Annotated in this window: 18 protein-coding genes; 14 read left to right on the top strand and 4 right to left on the bottom strand. The window is 67.5% G+C overall.

The genetic code is table 11. From position 1 onward, the window contains the following. Position 1 precedes the first annotated feature (1 nt). Both AC6CHL_RS11760 and AC6CHL_RS11755 read left to right on the top strand, forming a co-directional pair. Positions 2 to 997: a DUF6708 domain-containing protein gene (locus AC6CHL_RS11760; protein ID WP_498294461.1), complete on the top strand. Its 996-nt coding sequence runs from the start codon at positions 2 to 4 to the stop codon at positions 995 to 997. Between the two features lie 175 nt (positions 998 to 1,172). Beyond that, entirely contained in the window at positions 1,173 to 2,258 is a 1,086-nt protein-coding gene (locus AC6CHL_RS11755) for a DUF6708 domain-containing protein (RefSeq protein ID WP_498294460.1), read from the top strand. A 335-nt stretch (positions 2,259 to 2,593) separates the two neighbouring features. Here the strand turns inward: AC6CHL_RS11755 and AC6CHL_RS11750 are convergent, their stop codons facing one another. Beyond that, the gene (locus AC6CHL_RS11750; protein ID WP_038685620.1) at positions 2,594 to 3,601 is read right to left on the bottom strand and encodes an energy transducer TonB; all 1,008 of its coding nucleotides are present in this window, start codon (positions 3,599 to 3,601) and stop codon (positions 2,594 to 2,596) included. A 187-nt stretch (positions 3,602 to 3,788) separates the two neighbouring features. Continuing rightward, a complete protein-coding gene (locus AC6CHL_RS11745; protein ID WP_038685622.1) occupies positions 3,789 to 4,424 on the bottom strand; it encodes a TIGR00645 family protein in 636 nt (211 codons plus the stop codon). Positions 4,425 to 4,533: 109 nt separating this feature from the next. Between AC6CHL_RS11745 and AC6CHL_RS11740 the strand changes: the two genes are divergently transcribed. The 4 genes from AC6CHL_RS11740 (at position 4,534) to AC6CHL_RS11725 (ending at position 10,328) form a co-directional block, all read left to right on the top strand. Then, a complete protein-coding gene (locus tag AC6CHL_RS11740; protein WP_038685624.1) occupies positions 4,534 to 5,223 on the top strand; it encodes a glutathione S-transferase N-terminal domain-containing protein in 690 nt (229 codons plus the stop codon). Between the two features lie 364 nt (positions 5,224 to 5,587). Next, positions 5,588 to 7,816: a S9 family peptidase gene (locus tag AC6CHL_RS11735; protein ID WP_498294458.1), complete on the top strand. Its 2,229-nt coding sequence runs from the start codon at positions 5,588 to 5,590 to the stop codon at positions 7,814 to 7,816. 119 nt (positions 7,817 to 7,935) lie between these two features. Continuing rightward, positions 7,936 to 8,376 carry a cytochrome c oxidase assembly factor Coa1 family protein gene (locus tag AC6CHL_RS11730; protein ID WP_498294457.1) on the top strand — a complete coding sequence of 147 codons (441 nt, stop codon included), beginning with the start codon at positions 7,936 to 7,938 and terminating at the stop codon, positions 8,374 to 8,376. Positions 8,377 to 8,513: 137 nt separating this feature from the next. Next, complete coding sequence (locus tag AC6CHL_RS11725; RefSeq protein ID WP_498294456.1) at positions 8,514 to 10,328, top strand: DUF885 domain-containing protein; 1,815 nt, start codon at positions 8,514 to 8,516, stop codon at positions 10,326 to 10,328. 81 nt (positions 10,329 to 10,409) lie between these two features. Here AC6CHL_RS11725 and AC6CHL_RS11720 read toward each other — a convergent pair whose 3' ends face one another. Next, a complete protein-coding gene (locus tag AC6CHL_RS11720; protein ID WP_038685630.1) occupies positions 10,410 to 10,877 on the bottom strand; it encodes a hypothetical protein in 468 nt (155 codons plus the stop codon). A 222-nt stretch (positions 10,878 to 11,099) separates the two neighbouring features. On the opposite strand from AC6CHL_RS11720, the gene AC6CHL_RS11715 reads away from it, so the two are divergent. The 4 genes from AC6CHL_RS11715 (at position 11,100) to AC6CHL_RS11700 (ending at position 13,738) form a co-directional block, all read left to right on the top strand. Then, a complete protein-coding gene (locus AC6CHL_RS11715) occupies positions 11,100 to 11,348 on the top strand; it encodes a hypothetical protein (protein ID WP_038685632.1) in 249 nt (82 codons plus the stop codon). A gap of 139 nt (positions 11,349 to 11,487) precedes the next feature. Then, positions 11,488 to 12,405 (top strand): bestrophin family protein, encoded by a 918-nt coding sequence (locus tag AC6CHL_RS11710; RefSeq protein WP_038685634.1) that lies wholly within the window; start codon positions 11,488 to 11,490, stop codon positions 12,403 to 12,405. Positions 12,406 to 12,444: 39 nt separating this feature from the next. Next, positions 12,445 to 13,434, top strand: a complete 990-nt coding sequence (gene hemB / locus AC6CHL_RS11705) for a porphobilinogen synthase (RefSeq protein WP_038685636.1) — start codon at positions 12,445 to 12,447, stop codon at positions 13,432 to 13,434. A gap of 34 nt (positions 13,435 to 13,468) precedes the next feature. Continuing rightward, positions 13,469 to 13,738, top strand: coding sequence for an SHOCT domain-containing protein (locus AC6CHL_RS11700; protein ID WP_038685638.1), 270 nt, complete (start codon positions 13,469 to 13,471; stop codon positions 13,736 to 13,738). A gap of 15 nt (positions 13,739 to 13,753) precedes the next feature. Here AC6CHL_RS11700 and AC6CHL_RS11695 read toward each other — a convergent pair whose 3' ends face one another. Next, complete coding sequence (locus AC6CHL_RS11695) at positions 13,754 to 14,617, bottom strand: TolB family protein (protein ID WP_463601922.1); 864 nt, start codon at positions 14,615 to 14,617, stop codon at positions 13,754 to 13,756. A gap of 54 nt (positions 14,618 to 14,671) precedes the next feature. Here AC6CHL_RS11695 and aroE point away from each other — a divergent pair, with 54 nt between their 5' ends. The 4 genes from aroE (at position 14,672) to AC6CHL_RS11675 (ending at position 16,636) form a co-directional block, all read left to right on the top strand. Beyond that, on the top strand, positions 14,672 to 15,517 hold the full coding sequence (aroE, locus tag AC6CHL_RS11690; RefSeq protein WP_038685641.1) for a shikimate dehydrogenase: 846 nt from the start codon (positions 14,672 to 14,674) through the stop codon (positions 15,515 to 15,517). A gap of 4 nt (positions 15,518 to 15,521) precedes the next feature. Continuing rightward, positions 15,522 to 15,878, top strand: a complete 357-nt coding sequence (locus AC6CHL_RS11685; protein ID WP_244880159.1) for a hypothetical protein — start codon at positions 15,522 to 15,524, stop codon at positions 15,876 to 15,878. 75 nt (positions 15,879 to 15,953) lie between these two features. Beyond that, positions 15,954 to 16,322, top strand: coding sequence for a hypothetical protein (locus tag AC6CHL_RS11680; RefSeq protein ID WP_463601921.1), 369 nt, complete (start codon positions 15,954 to 15,956; stop codon positions 16,320 to 16,322). Beyond that, the gene (locus AC6CHL_RS11675) at positions 16,319 to 16,636 is read left to right on the top strand and encodes a hypothetical protein (RefSeq protein ID WP_498294454.1); all 318 of its coding nucleotides are present in this window, start codon (positions 16,319 to 16,321) and stop codon (positions 16,634 to 16,636) included. The genes AC6CHL_RS11680 and AC6CHL_RS11675 overlap by 4 nt, the downstream gene beginning before the upstream one ends. Positions 16,637 to 16,807: the final 171 nt, after the last annotated feature.

The raw sequence follows: 16,807 nt of genomic DNA, 5'->3' as shown, positions 1-16,807 counted from the left end.
GATGCTGACAGGCTGGCAGCCCCCGTTCAAAGTTGAGCGCGATCTCACCAAGGAAGAATGTGACGGTGAACTGAAGCATGACGCCTCAAACGAAGTTTCGGCGGATGACGCGATAAGCCTCGTTCGCTTCAACTCAGTATTCATTGAGTACATAGATAGGACATTCAAGATCAAGGGAATGATTGCGACGTTGGTATCGCTAACGCTCTCCTGCTTGACAGTGTTTGGGGTATCGGCACTGATCTTCAAGGCATCCGGGATGCGTGGCGGGCTCGCAGACAGTGCGTTTTCTGTCTCCTCCGTCGCACTTGCTGGAACGGGCATGATCGCACTGATCTGGTTCCTCTACCTACGCAAGGACGTGTTTAGTTACACCCACTATCCCGTCCGCTTCAACCGCATCACCCGCAAGATCTACTTCTTCCGTCACAACGGCCCGGGCGGCGTCGTGGTCGTGCCCTGGGGTTCGCCCTTCGCCTTCTTCCATATAGGCCGTGGCGGCCAGGACCCCAATCTGCGCGACCTTCGCTGCCACCTCCTTGATCGCAACCGTCAAGTGCAGCAGACCTTCACCATCGGCCACTTCTGGGATCACGACCAGGACATCCGGGAAGAATGGGCGTTGATCTGTCGGTACATGCAGGACGGTCCGGAGACGTGCTTCGACGACCCGCTGGATCGCGTCATCACGCTCTCCACACTGCCCACCTTCCGCAACCACTGGATGCTGGTGTGCCTGATGATGGGCACCAACCTATTCCCATTTCGGCACAACCTTCTTTTCCCCTTCTATGGCGCACTGACCCTCAGTCGCTGGCTTACCTTGAAGACCTGCAAAGCGCCGGTATTTCCGCCAGAAATAGAGGCAGAGTGCGCCATCGCACCGGATGATCCCTACGCCCTCCCGGAGCCGCGCTTCATGGCCGAGTTCGCCAGCGATCCGGCCATCTACGAGCGTGCACGCAGGCGCCACTTGGAAAAGATCATGTGGCGATAGGTAGCGGCGTTCATGTCGCCAAGGCGCATCCCATTCCAGACAGAGAGCAGGTGTAGCAATGTTCACCGGTTGGCAGCCAGTGCTCAGTATAGATAGAGGTCTTTATCCTACAGAGCTGAAGAATCGACTGGAGCGCACATGTCGCCGCGTGGTCAGTCCAGACGACGCCATTGCGATGACGCGTTTCAACTCGACGTACCTGGAGATGGTTGATCGCACGTTCAAGATCAAGGGGATGTTCGCACCCCTCGCTGGCATCAGTGCGCTCGCCGCCTTTCTGGTAGCTTCGCTCTCCCTGCCGTGGCGACCGCTCGTTGTGGAGTCGGAAATTGACCTCGAGAACATCGCCGCTGTGGCCTTGATGTCCCTGGTATTCGTCGGCTGCTGCGTGCGCTTGTGGAGGATCAATCTGCGTAAGGATATGTTCCAGTACGCGTACTATCCCGTGCGGTTCAATCGGAGGACGCAGAAGGTCTACTTCTTTCGTCACAACGGGGCCGGCGGAGTAGTCGAAGTTCCCTGGGACTCACCCTCGTTGTTCTTCCATGTGGGATGTGGCGGGCAGAACACTGAGCTGCGTGATCTTCGCTGCCATGTGCTTGACGAAAACAGGCAGGTCATGGACACCTTCACCATGGGTCACTTCTGGACGGGTGACGCCGAGGTTCACAAGATGTGGGAGTTCATCTGTCGCTACATGCAGAATGGCCCGGATCAAGCCTTCGCCACGCCTTCGGAAGGCGTCATCACCCTGTCCACACTGCCAACACTTCGCAACCACTGGATGATGGTCTGTCTGATGATGGGCACCGCACTCCTGCCGATGCGCTACACGCTGATGTTCCCGCTGTACGCCGCGTTGACTGCATGCCGTTGGCTGGTCTTCAAAAGTTGCACGGCGCCGGTGTTTCCTCAGAAGATCGAGCTCGAATGCGCCATTTCGGTGGACGATCCGCTTGCGTTGCCAGAGCCGCGTTTCATGGCCGAGTTCGCCCGCGCCCATGCGGTTCGTCAGCACGTACGCGAGCGCCAGTGGGAGTGGAACGCGCATGAGGGCGCCATGTTGTTTGACGCGAGCTGGGTAGGCTGGAAAGTGGTTGCGTGGATCCTGGCTGGGTTACTTTTCATGCACGGGCTCAAGGATTTCGCTCTCGCCAATCTCTATGGCGCATGCCTTATCTCCACCGGATTTCTACTTGTTTTCGCCACGTTCTTGTCGAGCATCGGAGGGGGCGTTGGTCCGCACCCACGATTTGAATAAGGGCGACGACCGCTCACCGACGCGTGCCCTCATCGCTTGATCAGGTTGTGCGATCTGCGGTCCGGGCCCGCACTCACGGGCGCTTGCCTCGTACATATCGCATGGGCGTGGTGCCCCGTTCGCGCCGGAAGACCGCGATGAACGCACGGTGCGTGTCGCAGCCCAGGCGCTGGCCACTGACTCATCGGCCAGCGATCGCGGTGGCGCGTGGAGTACCCGCAGGCGCTGTCGCCAGCGTGCCCGTTCGATGCCGGCGCACCAGTGGAAGGAAGCCGCCGAAAACAAAAAAGGCCCGGATCGCTCCGGGCCTTTCTGCAAGTCACTGTTGAAACCGATCAGCCGCCCGGCGCGAACGCCAGCGTACGTCGGGTGGTCACCGGTGCGCCCACCGGTTCGAACTTCCAACGCTTGACCGCGTTGAGCGCCTCGCGGTCGAACACGCGCGACGGCGTGGCGCGCAGCACGCGGGCGTTGGTGACCGAGCCGTCGGTGCCAACGGTGATTTCCACCAGCACTTCGCCGGAGGTACCCGAACGCAGTGCTTCGGCCGGGTAGCGCGGGGCCGGCGTGCTGACCGGACGCAGGCTCGGTGCCGCTGCCGCCGGGGTGGCGGCCTGGCGGGCCGCGGCGGCCTGCTGGGCGGCGGCGGTCTGCTGGCGCTGCTCGGCCTCGCGGCGGGCGCTGGCTTGGCGCTCGGCATCCTGGCGTTCGCCGTCGCGGCGCGCGGCATCCTGCTGGGCGGCAATGGTGCGGGCCGCTTCGGCTTCGACCGCCTGCTGCTGGGCCAGGCGCTGCTGGTCGGCCAGCTGCTTGGTGCGGTTCTCGGCGTCCTTCTTGACCTTGTCGGTCTCTTCCTGGGTGCGCTTGAGGGCGGTCTGCATGCCGCCGCTGATGCCCTGCTTCAGGCGCGGCAGGGCCGGTGCGGTGGCGTCCACCTTCTCGATCAGCGCGACCAGCCGCTGCGACTCGGCGAAGTCCTCACGGCCCAGGCTCTGTTCGGCGGCGATCAGGGTGTAGGGCAGCAGGTCGGTGAGCGCGCTCTTGACCGAGGCGTCATCCGGGGTCTTGTCGCGCAGCGCCAGGTAGTACTCGATGGCGTTGTCGCCGGCCGGGGCGTACATGCGGTTCTCGCGCAGGGCCTTGCTGGCCAGGTCGCGCAGTTCCTCGGTGCCCATCGACTGCACCTTGGCCGACACGGCAGGTGCCGCAACCGGGGCGGCAGCGGGGGCCGCGGCGGGCGCGGCCGGCGCCGGTTCGTCCTTGCCTGAACAGGCAGCCAGAGCGACCAGAAGGGCCAGCGGCGCCAGCCGGCGCAGCGTGGCAATCGTGTTGACGTGCGACATCCAACTCCCCTTTGAATACGACGGTACGTAAGGCCCGATGCGGTCAGGCTGGCCGAGGCCGATGGACGTTTCCCGGCGTCCACGGCGGTACTGCAGGTGTGCAATCTAGCATCACCCCGGCCGGCCAGGGGCCGGACGGCGAGGGCAGGCCGGCATCGTGACCGATGCCGGCGCCGCCCGGCAAGTGTCAGTGCGCCGACGCCTTGCTGGGCGTTCCGCTCATCAGCTTGTCGGTGTAGGCGATGCCGATGGCCGACAGGATGAAGGCGCAATGGATGATGGTCTGCCACATCACGCCGGTGGAGGTCATGGTGGTGCACTTGAACGCGGCTTCGGCGCTCGGGCCAATCGTCTTGATCGCGGTCTGCACGGCCAGGATGTAATCGGGACTGCTGCACAACGGCAGACCGTCCAGGTTGCCGGAGGCGATGAAGGTCTTGAGCAGGTGGATCGAGGAGATGCCGATGATCGACAGCGCCAGTTTCACCTTGAGCACGCTGGCATTGACGTGGCTGAGCCACTCCGGCTGGTCGGGGTGGTTCTCCAGGCGCAGGCGCGAGACGAAGGTTTCGTAGCCGCCCACGATCACCATCACCAGCAGGTTGGAGATCATCACCACGTCGATCAGGCCCAGCACCAGCAGCATGATTTCCTGTTCGCCCATGGCATTGGCCTGGTGCAGCAGGTGCCACAGCTCCTTGCCGAACAGGAACACGTAGACGCATTGGGCCAGGATCAGGCCCAGGTACAGCGGCAGCTGGAGCCAGCGCGAGGCGAAGATCAGGGAGGACAGGGGGCTGATGGGCCGGGGAGTGGGGCTCATGCTGGAATGCTGCGTTGCGGGAGACGCGGCAGGGTAACGGGTCCGCCGTGACCCTGCCACCCAACTGACGCACTAGACTCGGTGTTCCTCATCCGCGAGTGCTGTCGCCATGATCGATCTGTATTACTGGCCTACTCCCAATGGCCACAAAGTCACGCTGCTGCTGGAAGAGCTGGGCCTGCCGTACCAGATCAAGCCGGTCAACATCGGCGCCGGCGACCAGTTCAAGCCGGAATTCCTGGCCATCTCGCCCAACAACAAGATGCCCGCGCTGGTCGACCACCAGCCTGCCGATGGCGGCGCGCCGCAGAGCGTGTTCGAATCCGGTGAGATCCTGCTGTACCTGGCCGAGAAGACCGGTCGCTTCCTGCCGGCCGACAGCCGTGGCCGCGTGGCGGTGCTGGAGTGGCTGTTCTGGCAGATGGCCGGGCTGGGCCCGATGAGCGGGCAGATGGGCCACTTCAATGTGTACGCGCCCGAGCAGATTCCCTATGCCATCGAGCGCTACAACAATGAAGTGCGCCGCCTGCACGGGGTGATGGACAAGCGCCTGGCCAACAGTGCGTACCTGGGGGGCGAGGCGTACAGCATTGCCGACATGGCCAGCTACCCGTGGATTGGCGCATACGACAAGCTGCCCGTGGACTTTGCCGCCTTCCCGCACCTCAAGCGTTGGCATGAGGCGATTGCCGCACGCCCGGCCACCCAGCGCGCCTATGCGCTGCGCCAGCAGGTGAACCCCGATGCCGGCAAGCCGCTCAGCGACGCCGAGCGCAAACACCTGTTCGGCCAGCGCTGACAAATCCGGTAGCGCCGGGCTCTGCCCGGCTGTGCCCTGCCGCCGGAGCCCAAGGCAGCGGGGCAGAGCCCCGCTCTACGCAGGGGCGCGTCCCCATCCGTAGCGCCGGGCTCTGCCCGGCTGCGCCTTGCCGCCGAGCCCAGGGCAGCGGGGCAGAGCCCCGCTCTACGTGGGGGCGCGGTTCGGTCCGTAGCGCCGGGCTCTGCCCGGCTGCGCCCTGCCGCCAGAGCCCAGGCCGCCGGGCTCCGGCCGCGCCCGGGTAGAAGGTCATGCTGCCTTCCCGCACTGCCTTGGTTAGGATGGGGGCTGACCGCCCCATGCCTTCCTTGGCAACGGGCGGACCTGTCGCTTGCCGGAACCCTTCATGCGCCACCTGTTTGCCTCGCTCGCCCTCATGCTCGCTTCGACCACCATGGCCCACGCTGAAAAACTCACCCTGGAGGCCATCACCGGTCCGCTGCCGTTGTCCGGTCCGACCCTGATGAAACCCAAGGTGGCCCCGAATGGCTCGCAGGTGAGTTTCCTGCGCGGCAAGCAGGAAGACCGCAACCAGCTGGACCTGTGGAGCTTCGATATCGCCAGCGGCCAGACCCGGCTGCTGGTGGACTCCAAGGTGGTGCTGCCCGGCACCGAAACCCTCAGCGATGAAGAAAAGGCACGCCGCGAGCGCCAGCGCATCGCCGCGATGACCGGCATTGTCGATTACCAATGGTCGCCCGACGCCCACACCCTGCTGTTCCCGCTGGGCGGCGAGCTGTACCTGTATGACCTGTCCAAGCAAGGCACGGCCGCGGTGCGCCAGCTCACCCACGGGGAGGGCTTTGCCACCGACGCCAAGCTGTCGCCGAAGGGCGGCTTTGTCAGCTTCGTGCGCGCGCGCAACCTGTGGGTCATCGACCTGGCCAGCGGCCGCCAGATCCAGCTGACCCGCGATGGCAGCGACACCATCGGCAACGGCGTGGCCGAATTCGTCGCCGACGAAGAGATGGACCGCCACACCGGTTACTGGTGGGCCCCGGACGACTCGGCGATCGCGTTTGCGCGTATCGACGAAAGCCCGGTGCCGGTGCAGAAGCGCTACGAAATGTACGCCGACCGTACCGAAATGATCGAACAGCGCTACCCCGCTGCCGGCGACCACAACGTCACCGTGACGCTGGCCGTGATTGCCCCCAAGGCCGATGCCGCACCGCGCTGGGTCAACCTGGGGGCCGACCCGGACATCTATCTGGCGCGCGTGGACTGGCGCGATCCGCAACGGCTGACCTTCCAGCGCCAGTCGCGCGATCAGAAGCACCTGGCGCTGGTCCAGGTCGACCTGGCCAGCGGCAAGCAGCACACGCTGGTCACCGAAACCTCCACGACCTGGGTGCCGCTGCACAACAGCCTGCGTTTCCTCACCCAGGGCGGCTTTGTGTGGTCGTCCGAGCGCAGCGGTTTCGAGCATCTCTACCGCATCTCCGATGACGGCAAGACCGTTACCGCGCTGACCGCCGGCAACTGGCCGGTGGACGAACTGCTGGCGGTGGACGAAGCGGCCGGCAAGGTCTACTTCCGGGCCGGTGTCGAGTCGCCGCGCGAGAGCCAGATCTATGCGGTGTCGCTGCAGGGTGGCACGCCGCAGCGCCTGTCCCAGGCGCCGGGCATGCACAGCGCCAGCTTCGCGCGCAATGCCAGCGTGTACGTGGACAGCTGGTCCAACACCACCACCCCGCCGCAGATTTCGCTGCACCGCGCCGATGGCACGAAGATCGCCACGCTGGTGGAGAACAACCTGGCCGATCCGCAGCACCCGTATGCGCGTTACCTGGAGGCCCAGCGCCCGGTCGAGTTCGGCACCCTGAAGGCCGCCGACAACCGCACCGAACTGCACTACAGCCTGATCAAGCCGGCCGGTTTCGACCCGGCCAAGCGCTATCCGGTGGCGGTGTACGTGTACGGCGGGCCTGCCAGCCAGACCGTCACCAACAGCTGGCCCGGCCGCGGCGACCACCTGTTCAACCAGTACCTGGCCCAGCAGGGCTACGTGGTGTTCTCGCTGGACAACCGCGGCACCCCGCGTCGCGGTCGCGACTTCGGCGGCGCGTTGTACGGCGTGCAGGGCACGGTGGAAGTGGCCGACCAGCTGCGCGGCGTGGCCTGGCTGAAGCAGCAGCCGTGGGTGGACCCGGCGCGCATCGGCGTGCAGGGCTGGTCCAACGGCGGCTACATGACCCTGATGCTGCTGGCCAAGGCGTCGGACACCTACGCCTGCGGCGTGGCCGGCGCGCCGGTCACCGATTGGGGCCTGTACGACAGCCACTACACCGAGCGCTACATGAACCTGCCGGGCAACAACCCGAAGGGCTATGAAGAGGCACGCGTGCTGACCCACATCGACGGCCTGCGCTCGCGCCTGCTGCTGATCCATGGCATGGCCGACGACAACGTGCTGTTCACCAACTCCACCGCGCTGATGAGTGCGTTGCAGAAGCGTGGGCAGCCGTTCGAACTGATGACCTACCCGGGCGCCAAGCACGGTCTGTCGGGCAGCAACGCGCTGCACCGCTACCGCCTGGCCGAGGACTTCCTGGGGCGCTGCCTGGCACCGTAACTCTTGCGGTACACCGCATCACCGGCATAACAAGGAGGACGCCGATGAACCAGCCACCCCCGCTTCCCGGGGCGCGCCGTGCCGGCACCGGATGGTGGCGCCGACACTGGCGCTGGGCCATGCCGTTGGCCGTACTGTCGGCCAGCGCGGCGGCGGCGGCCGTGGTGTGGCTGGCGGTCACCCAATGGGCGCACTGGAGCCGCAGCAGTGAGCCCTACCAGGAAGCCATGCGCCGCGCGCGCTGCAGCGTGGAACTGGTGGCGGTACTGGGTGAGCCCATCGAAGACGGGTTCCTGCCCGCCGGCAGCATGCGTTCGGCGCCCGGTGGCGGTGGCCACAGCCAGTTCCTGGTGCACTTGAATGGTCCGCGCGGCCACGCGCGGATGTTCCTGCAGGCCACGCGCCAGCAGGGGGAATGGGACTACCCGATGCTGTACGTGCTGGCCGGGCAGTCCGAGCCGATCGACCTGACCGCACTGGACGACGCCGAGGCTGCGCAGGAATGTGCGCTGCGCGAATGCCGCGCGCGCGGCGACTGCCCCCTCACGGCGATGCTGTGAGTGCAGCGCCTGCTGCGGCGTCGGCCGCAGCAGGTCGGGCACAGGCGCCCGGCGGTGCGCCCACCATGACCCTTGGCCGATTGTCGGTACCGTCCTGACCGGGTAGGGTCGCAGGCATCCGTTCCCGGGAGTCGTGCATGAAGCCGCTTGTCCTTGCCGTTGCGTTGGCCCTTTCCGTTCCCGCTGCGCTGAGCGCACCCCCGGCCCTGGCCGCCAAGGCTGCCGCCGCCAAGGCGCCGTCCAGCCCGGCCTGGGTCACCCGCAGCAACCAGCTGGCGCAGATCCTGCTGGATGCGCAGGGCCCGTTCCAGCCGGAGGAAACCGGCTTCTTCGGCGTGCCCGGCTACGACGACAAGGTCGCCGATTTCGGCCCGGACAACGGCGCCCGCTACCGTGCGGCCATGGCCAAGGCACGCAGCGAACTGCAGGCCAAGCTGGCCACCGAGCGCGACCCGAACGTGCGCCAGGACCTGGCGATCATGATCGCCGCGGCCAGCCAGAACATCGAAGGCAGCGAGCTCAACGAGAAGTACCTGCTGCCGTGGACCGACACGCCGCAGACGGTGTTCAGCGGTATCAACATGCTGCTCTCCGACCAGGTATCGGCCGAGCGTCGCGCCAAGGCGCTCGATCGCCTGAAGGCCTACGCCGGCCTGGCCCCCGGCACCCAGCCGGTGACCACGCTGTCGCGCCAGCGCTATGAAGAGCGCCTGGCCGACAAGGGTCTGCTGCAACCGACAAAGATCGAGGTCGAGCAGTCGCTGGCCAACGTGGACACCTACATCACCGGCATCGAACAGCTGTTCGGCAAGTACAAGGTGGCCGGCGCCGACGAGACGCTGAAGACGCTTGCCACCCAGCTGCGCGAGTACCGCGACTGGACCCGCAAGGACGTGCTGCCCAAGGCCCGTACCGACGCGCGCCTGCCCGAGCCGCTGTATGCCTACCAGCTCAAGCGCGTGGGCATCGACATCGCCCCGGCGGTGCTGATGCAGCGTGCGCAGCTGGAATTCATGGAAACCCGCTCGGCGATGCGCCAGCTGTCGCCACTGGTGGTGCAGGCCAAGGGCCTGAAGGTGACCGACCCCACCGATCCGGTGGCGGTGGTGCGCGCGCTGAAGGGCGACAAGATCGCCGACGACCAGCTGGAGCACCACTACCGCGGCGTGATCGATGCGATCGACCCGATCATCCGCCGCGAAAAAATCGTCGACGTGCCGCAGCGCCCGATGCAGATGCGCCTGGGCTCGGCCGCCGAAAGCGCGGCCTCGCCGGCCCCGCACTTCCTGCCGGCGCCGCTGGTGGGCAACACCGGCCAGCAGGGCACCTTCGTGCTGCCGCTGGGCAACCCGGCGGCGGGCGACAAGGCCGCGCAGTACGACGACTTCAACTTCGGTTCGGCGGCCTGGACGCTGAGCGCGCATGAAGGCCGCCCGGGCCACGAGTTGCAGTTCACCGCGATGGTCGAACGCGGCATCTCGCTGGCGCGCACCATGTTCGCCTTCAACTCGGTCAACGTCGAAGGTTGGGCGCTGTATGCCGAAGCCGAGATGGTGCCGTACGAGCCGCTGGACGGGCAGCTGATCGCGCTGCAGTTCCGCCTGCTGCGGGCCGCGCGCGCCATGCTCGACCCGATGCTCAACCTGGGCCTGATCGACCGTGCCAACGCCGAGCGCGTGCTGATCGACGAGGTCGGCCTGTCCAAGGCGATGGCCACCCAGGAACTGGACCGCTACATGGTGCGCATGCCCGGCCAGGCCGGCAGCTACTTCTACGGCTATACCCGGATCCTGGAACTGCGCATGCAGACCGAACTGGCGCTGGGCAAGCGTTTCGACCGTCTGGCCTTCAACAACTTCCTGCTCGACCAGGGCCTGCTGCCGCCGGACCAGCTGGCGCAGGCGGTCAACGAGGTGTTCGTGCCGAAGTACAAGGCACCTGCAAAACGCTGACCTGGCAAATGCCGGTGGGCACCGACCGTTGGTCGGTGCGCCGTTGCGGGGCCGCCACGACCAACGGTCGTGGCCTACCGGTTACCGGGTCGGCGTGATCGTCTGCGTCGGCAGGCGCGCCGGTGCCGTGGGTGCGGCCGGGTTCGGTACCCAGATCGCCACGCCGGCCGCGCGCTTCTGCGTGGTCGGAATGCCGATGCCGACACCGCCGCCCACATGCGAGCCGTAGCTGCCGCCGCCCACCGACATGCCCACCGGCGAGCCGCTGGAGCCTACGCCCATCAGGATCACGCCGTTGGCGCCCAGGGCGGCCGCTTCACGCTTGAGCCGCATCACCGCCGCATCGGTCTGGCCCTGGGTGCCGAAACCAACCGCGCTGGACGATTCCAGCTGGGCGATTTCCACCGAGCCGGCCGGCGGGGTCGAATAGATCTGCACGCTGGCCGGGTCCACCGGCGCACGCGCCTGGCCCAGCATCACTTTGGACGTGCTGGCGCAACCGGCCACGGCCAGCAGTACGCCGAGTACGGCAATCGATCGGATGTTCATGCATCACCCCTGTTCGGTAGGGACCGGTGGTCCGTGGCGCGATCATCGGCGCTGGCAACTGAATCGGTGCCAACGTTCTGACTGCCACGCTAGCACCCTGCGGGTGATCGTCATGGCACTGCTGCGATGGCCGGCACAGATGCGCCGATGAACGCGTCAGGTTCGGCGCCGACGGCCCGGATCTGGGCTATGGTGGCGCCACCGTCATTCAAGGAGCCTGGCATGGGATTGATCAGTCTGTTGTGGGGCATTCTGGCCCTGCTGTGGATGGTGCTGGCCCTGATCCCGCTGCTGGGCTGGGGCAACTGGTTCCTGATTCCGTTCGCGGCGGTCGGTGCGGTCATCGCCGCGCTGGGCATCCTGTTCACCCACCCCAGCAAGCGCGGCCGGGCCTGGGCCGGGCTGGTGCTGAACGGCATCGTGGTGGTGGTGGGCATCGTCCGGCTGGGCCTGGGCGGCGGCATCATCTGAGCCGACCCGGCGGCTGCGGCCCGGGCTGCGACCATCGGTCGCAGCGGGCAGGCGCCCGCGTGCAGGGGCGTACAATCAGCCGCTGCCGGGGCGTTTGCGCCACTGGCCCACGCCTTCCCAGGCGCCATGTCCGCTTTCGATGATCATTCGTCCCCGCCCCCACGGCTGGCAATTGCTGTACATCCTGCGCGGCTCCATCGTTCCGGCGGTGGCGCCCAAGGTGCTGGCGATCCTGGTGCTGGCCATTGCCGTGGCCGCCTTCGCCGAGGTCTGGCACCCGCCGGGCATCGAACGCGTCTCGGTGGCGCCGTTCACCCTGCTCGGCCTGGTCCTGTCGATCTTTCTGAGCTTCCGCAACAACGCCTGCTTCGAGCGCTGGTGGGAAGGCCGCAAGTTGTGGGGCCAGCTGGTCTACGAATCGCGCAGCCTGGCGCGGCTGTGCAGCGCTTTGCTGGCAGACGACGCGCCGCGCCGCGACCGGATCTGCCGGCTCGGGATCGGGTTTGCCCATGCGCTGGCGGCCAAGCTGCGCGGCGGTGACGCCGCGCTGGCCGCACTGCCCTGGGTGGCCGAGCACGACCACGCCCGCTTCGGCGCGCGCCTCAACGCACCCGACCAGCTGCTGGCGATGATCGCCGCCGATCTGGCCGAACCGCTGCGTGCCGGCCGCCTCGACCCGATCCTGTACGCCCAGTTCGAAACGCGCCTGCACGCGATGTCCAGCATCCAAGCCGGCTGCGAGCGGATCCTGTCCACCCCGCTGCCGTTCGCCTACACCCTGCTGCTGCACCGTTGCGCGTGGATGTTCTGCGTGCTGCTGCCGTTCGGCCTGGCCAGTTCGCTGGGCTGGGCCACCCCGGTGGTGTCGGCGGTGCTGGCCTACGCCTTCTTCGGGCTGGACCAGCTGGGCGAAGAGATGGAAGAGCCGTTCGGGCTGGAGCCCAACGACCTGCCGCTGGACGCGCTGGTGCGCACCATCGAAATCGACCTGCTCGACAGCCTTGGCGTGGACCCGCTGCCCGCGCCGCTGCAACCGCATCGTTACCTGCTGCAGTAATCCTGCCGCGCCCCCTGCATACCGTTACGGAGCATCCCCATGGCCCACCCCGACTATCGCCCCCGCCGCATGCGCCACGACGAGTTCTCGCGCCGCCTGATGCGCGAGAACACGCTCACCACCGACGACCTGATCTACCCGGTGTTCGTGCATGAGCGGGAAGGCCGCGCGCCGGTGGCATCGATGCCGGGCGTGGAGCGCCTGTCCATCGACGAGCTGCTCAAGGTGGCCGAAGAGGCACTGGAGCTGGGTATCCCGGTGATCGACCTGTTCCCGGTGATCGACCCGGCCGGCAAGTCGCTGGACGCGGCCGCCGCGTGGGATGAAAACGGCCTGGCGCAGCGCGCCATCCGCGCGCTGAAGTCGCGCTTCCCCGAGCTGGGGGTGATGACCGACGTGGCCCTGGACCCGTACACCACCCACGGCCAGGACGGCATCATCGACGACAAGGGCTACGTGCTCAACGACATCACCGTGGCCGCACTGGTGAAGCAGTCGCTGTCGCACGCCGCCGCCGGCGTGGACATCATTTCGCCGTCGGACATGATGGACGGCCGCATCGGCGCCATCCGCCGCGCGCTGGATGCCGATGACCACGTCAACGTGCGCATCATGGCCTACTCGGCCAAGTACGCCTCGGCCTTCTACGGCCCGTTCCGCGACGCGGTGGGCAGCTCGGCCAGCCTGGGCAAGGCCGACAAGAAGACCTACCAGATGGACCCGGCCAACGGCGACGAGGCCATGCGCGAAATCGCACTGGACCTGGAAGAGGGCGCGGACATGGTGATGGTCAAGCCGGGCATGCCGTACCTGGACCTGGTGCGCCGGGTGAAGCAGCAGTTCGGCGTGCCGACCTTCGCCTACCAGGTCAGTGGCGAGTACGCGATGATGAAGGCCGCCTTCGCCAACGGCTGGCTGGACGAGCGCGCCTGCGTGCTGGAGTCGCTGATCGGGTTCAAGCGCGCCGGTGCCGATGGCGTGCTGACCTATTTCGCCCCGCAGGTGGCGCGTTGGCTGCGCGAACGCTGACAATACGCGCCACTACGCCGACAGGACGATGACGATGCAGACGATGGGATGGGTCCAATGGGTGACCTGGGGCACCGGGGTGGTGGTGTTCGCGGCGGTGATCGGGCTGGTCATCCGCGGCGTGCTGCGCGCGGCCAAGCGCCCGCCGGAACAGCCGTCCGCCGCCGCCCGGGTGGCGCGTGAGGCGCAGCTGTCGCCCGAACTGCAGGCGCAGCTGGCCGCGTTGAACCAGCGCAAGGACCACGGCGACATCAGCGAAGCGGAGTACGAACGGCAGCGCGCCGCGTTGCTGGCGTCGCGCTGACCGCATCGATTCTCCTCAGCGGCACGCACCGCCCGGTGCGGCCGGTGCCTTCATCCGGTACAGGTCCAGCCCGCCGGCACGCGGTGCGCGGGCCATGCCGGCCAGCACCAGCTCGCCCGGCTTGGCGGCATCCACCACCGGTGCGCCGGTCTGGCCATCGGCCGTGTTGAACGACAGCACCAGCGGCGTAGCCGGTTGGCGGTAGTCGCAGCCCACCACCCACACCTGCGCGTGCCCGCCGCTGACCCGGGTGAGGGCCAGTGCGCCGTCGTTGCCCAGCCACGCGCCCCCCAGTTCGTCGGCGGCGCTGTTGAGCGGGGCCGGCAGCGCGGCCACCGCGCCGAAGCCCTTGTCCTGCACGGCAGCCCGATACAGGTCGAAGCCGCCGTGGGTGCCGGTGCCATTGCGCGCGAACAGCAGCGCCTGGCCATCCGGGCGCAGGGCCGGGCGGCGCTCGTCGGCGGCGGTGTTGATCGTCACCGGCAGCGCCATCACCGGCCCGAAGCTGCCGTCGCCACGCACCGCCACGCTGTACAGGTCGAACCCGCCGCGCCCGCCACCGCGGTTGGAGGCGAAGTACAGCCAGCGCCCGTCGTGGCTGAAGTAGGGGTCGGTTTCATCGCTGCCGGTGTTCAACGCCAGCGGCGTCGGGTCCTGCCAGCGTCCATCGCGCAGTACCGCCTGCCACAGGTCCCAGCCGCCGGCGCGGTCGGAGGCCCACACGATGCGCTGGCCGTCCGGGGCTATCGTGGCCTGGGCCTCGTTGGCCTTGGTCGACACCACGCCCATGCCCTCGATGCCGAATTCGGAAAGCGCCATCGCCTGCGGCGTGGAGAGTAAACTGGCGCACAGCGCGAGCAGTGACAATGGAGTGCGCATAGCCGCTTCCGTTGGGGGTTTGCGTTCCATTCTAGGCCCGGAGCAGACACACCCATGACCGCCGATCGTTACGCCGTATTTGGCCAGCCCATCGCCCACTCGCAGTCGCCGCGCATCCACGCCGCGTTCGGCCGCCAGGAAGGCATCGCGCTGGACTACCGCGCCATCGAGGCCAGCCCGGACGCGTTCGCCGCCGCACTGGAGGCCTTCGCGGCCGAAGGCGGCGTGGGCGCCAACATCACCGCCCCGCACAAGGAAGCAGCGTTCGCGCTGTGCACCACGCTGACCTCGCGCGCGCGCCGCGCCGGCGCGGTCAACACCCTGCTGCGCAAGGGCGACCGCTGGCACGGCGACACCACCGATGGCATCGGCCTGGTGCGCGACCTCACCGACCGCCACGGCCTGGACCTGCGTGGCCGCCGCACCCTGCTGATCGGCGCGGGCGGATCGGCGCGCAGCGTCGCCCCGGCGCTGCTGGATGCCGGCATCCTGGAACTGGTGGTGGTCAACCGCACCCCCGAGCGCGCCGATGCGCTGATCGACGCCATGGGCGAACCCGGCCGCGCCATCACCCGCTACTGGGAAGACATCCGCGAGCTGGGCGACTTCGAACTGATCATCAACGCCACCTCGGCCGGGCGCGACCGCGCCAATGAATTCACCCTGCCGCTGGGGCTGGTCAACAGCATGACCACCGCGGTGGACCTCAACTACGGCGAGGCCGCCATCGGCTTCACCGCGTGGGCGCGGTCGGCCGGCTGCCGCAACGTCGTCGACGGGCTGGGCATGCTGGTCGAGCAGGCCGCCGAGAGCTTCCTGCAGTGGCATGCAGTGCGCCCGCAGACCGACCCGGTGTACACCGAGCTGCGCGCCGAGCACGCGTTGGCCGGCGAGGACTGAGCCGATGAACATGGAGCTGCTGATTTCCGTGCTGGGCATGACCGCCACGCGCCTGCCGATCCTGATTGCCCTGGCCGTCTCGGTGGTCTGGGTCATCGACACCCCGCGCACGGCCGTGCGTGACGTGGCGTTGTGGTCGCTGATCCTGCTGGCCGTGGCGACCGTGGCCGGGCTGGTGTTGAACCTGGTGCCGATGTGGATGGTGCAGCAGGGCAACTACGAGTCGATCCGCAGCCTGTCGATGTGGCTGGGCGTGGGCCACTTCGTGCTGGGCCTGCTCAATGCGGTCGGGGTGGTGCTGCTGGTGTGGGCCCTGACCCGCACGCTGCGTGCCCGCCACGCCACGGCGGCCGCTGGCTGAGGATCGGGCCGGCGTTCCGGCCCGACGTGCTGCGGGGTTTGCAGCAAAGGAATTCACACACAAGGAGGTGGACCGATGACGCTGTCTGATATGGGTGTGCTGTGGGGGCTGGTACTGCAGGGCGTGCTGTGGCTGGCCAGGCCGGGGGTGCTGATGCCGGTGCTGGGTCTGGTGGCGCTGGTGCTGCTGTTGCGGCGGCCCGCGCAGCCGGGGCGACGCCTTGGCCTATGGGCGGCGGGCGTGCTGCTGCTGGCTCCCGCAGTGGGGGTGCTGTGGGATGCCTCGCTGGTCATGCTGATGTCCTTCATCAGCAGTGAGGTGTCGCTGGGTCTGTTGCTGGGCGCCTTCGGCTGGGCCCGGACGCTGTTGCTTGCCGCTGCCGTGGTGCTGCTTGGCAGGGCACTGCGGCAGGCGCTGGCAGGCTCTGCAGGAGAAGGCGCATGAGTTCGCCGCTGTCGCTGTCCGGTCTGATGATGGTGGGGCCGATGCACATGGCGCAGCTGCTGCAGCACGTCACTGTGCTGGGGGTGGCGGTGCTGCTGCTGGTGACGTTGCGGCCGTTCGTGCGACGCCGCGGCGGGCGCATCGGTCTGGTCGGTGCCGCGTTGCTGTTGGGCGGCGCGGCGCTGGACATCGTGCGGATCCTGCCGGCCCTGCTTTCCGGCAGTTCGGACGCCGTGGAGTCGCTGTACCTGGCACAGAGCACCGGGCTGATCGTGCTGGTCTGGGCCCTGCTGGCCGCGCTGCGTCGGCGCTGAGGTCCCGGCCATGCGTGTCCCCGGTTGCTCCGGCACCGGACCTGCATCCCGGATCTGAACCGGCGCGGAAATCCGCGCCGGTCCCGACCCTCCGCTCGTGAGAAAATACCCGCCGTGATCCAGGCAGGTAGCTCTTGGCGTGACCGAAAAAGTTGAAGCCCCGCGTGCGCT

Source organism: Stenotrophomonas sp. GQ19, assembly GCF_059758695.1.
This window is presented reverse-complemented; position numbering and strand designations above follow the sequence as displayed.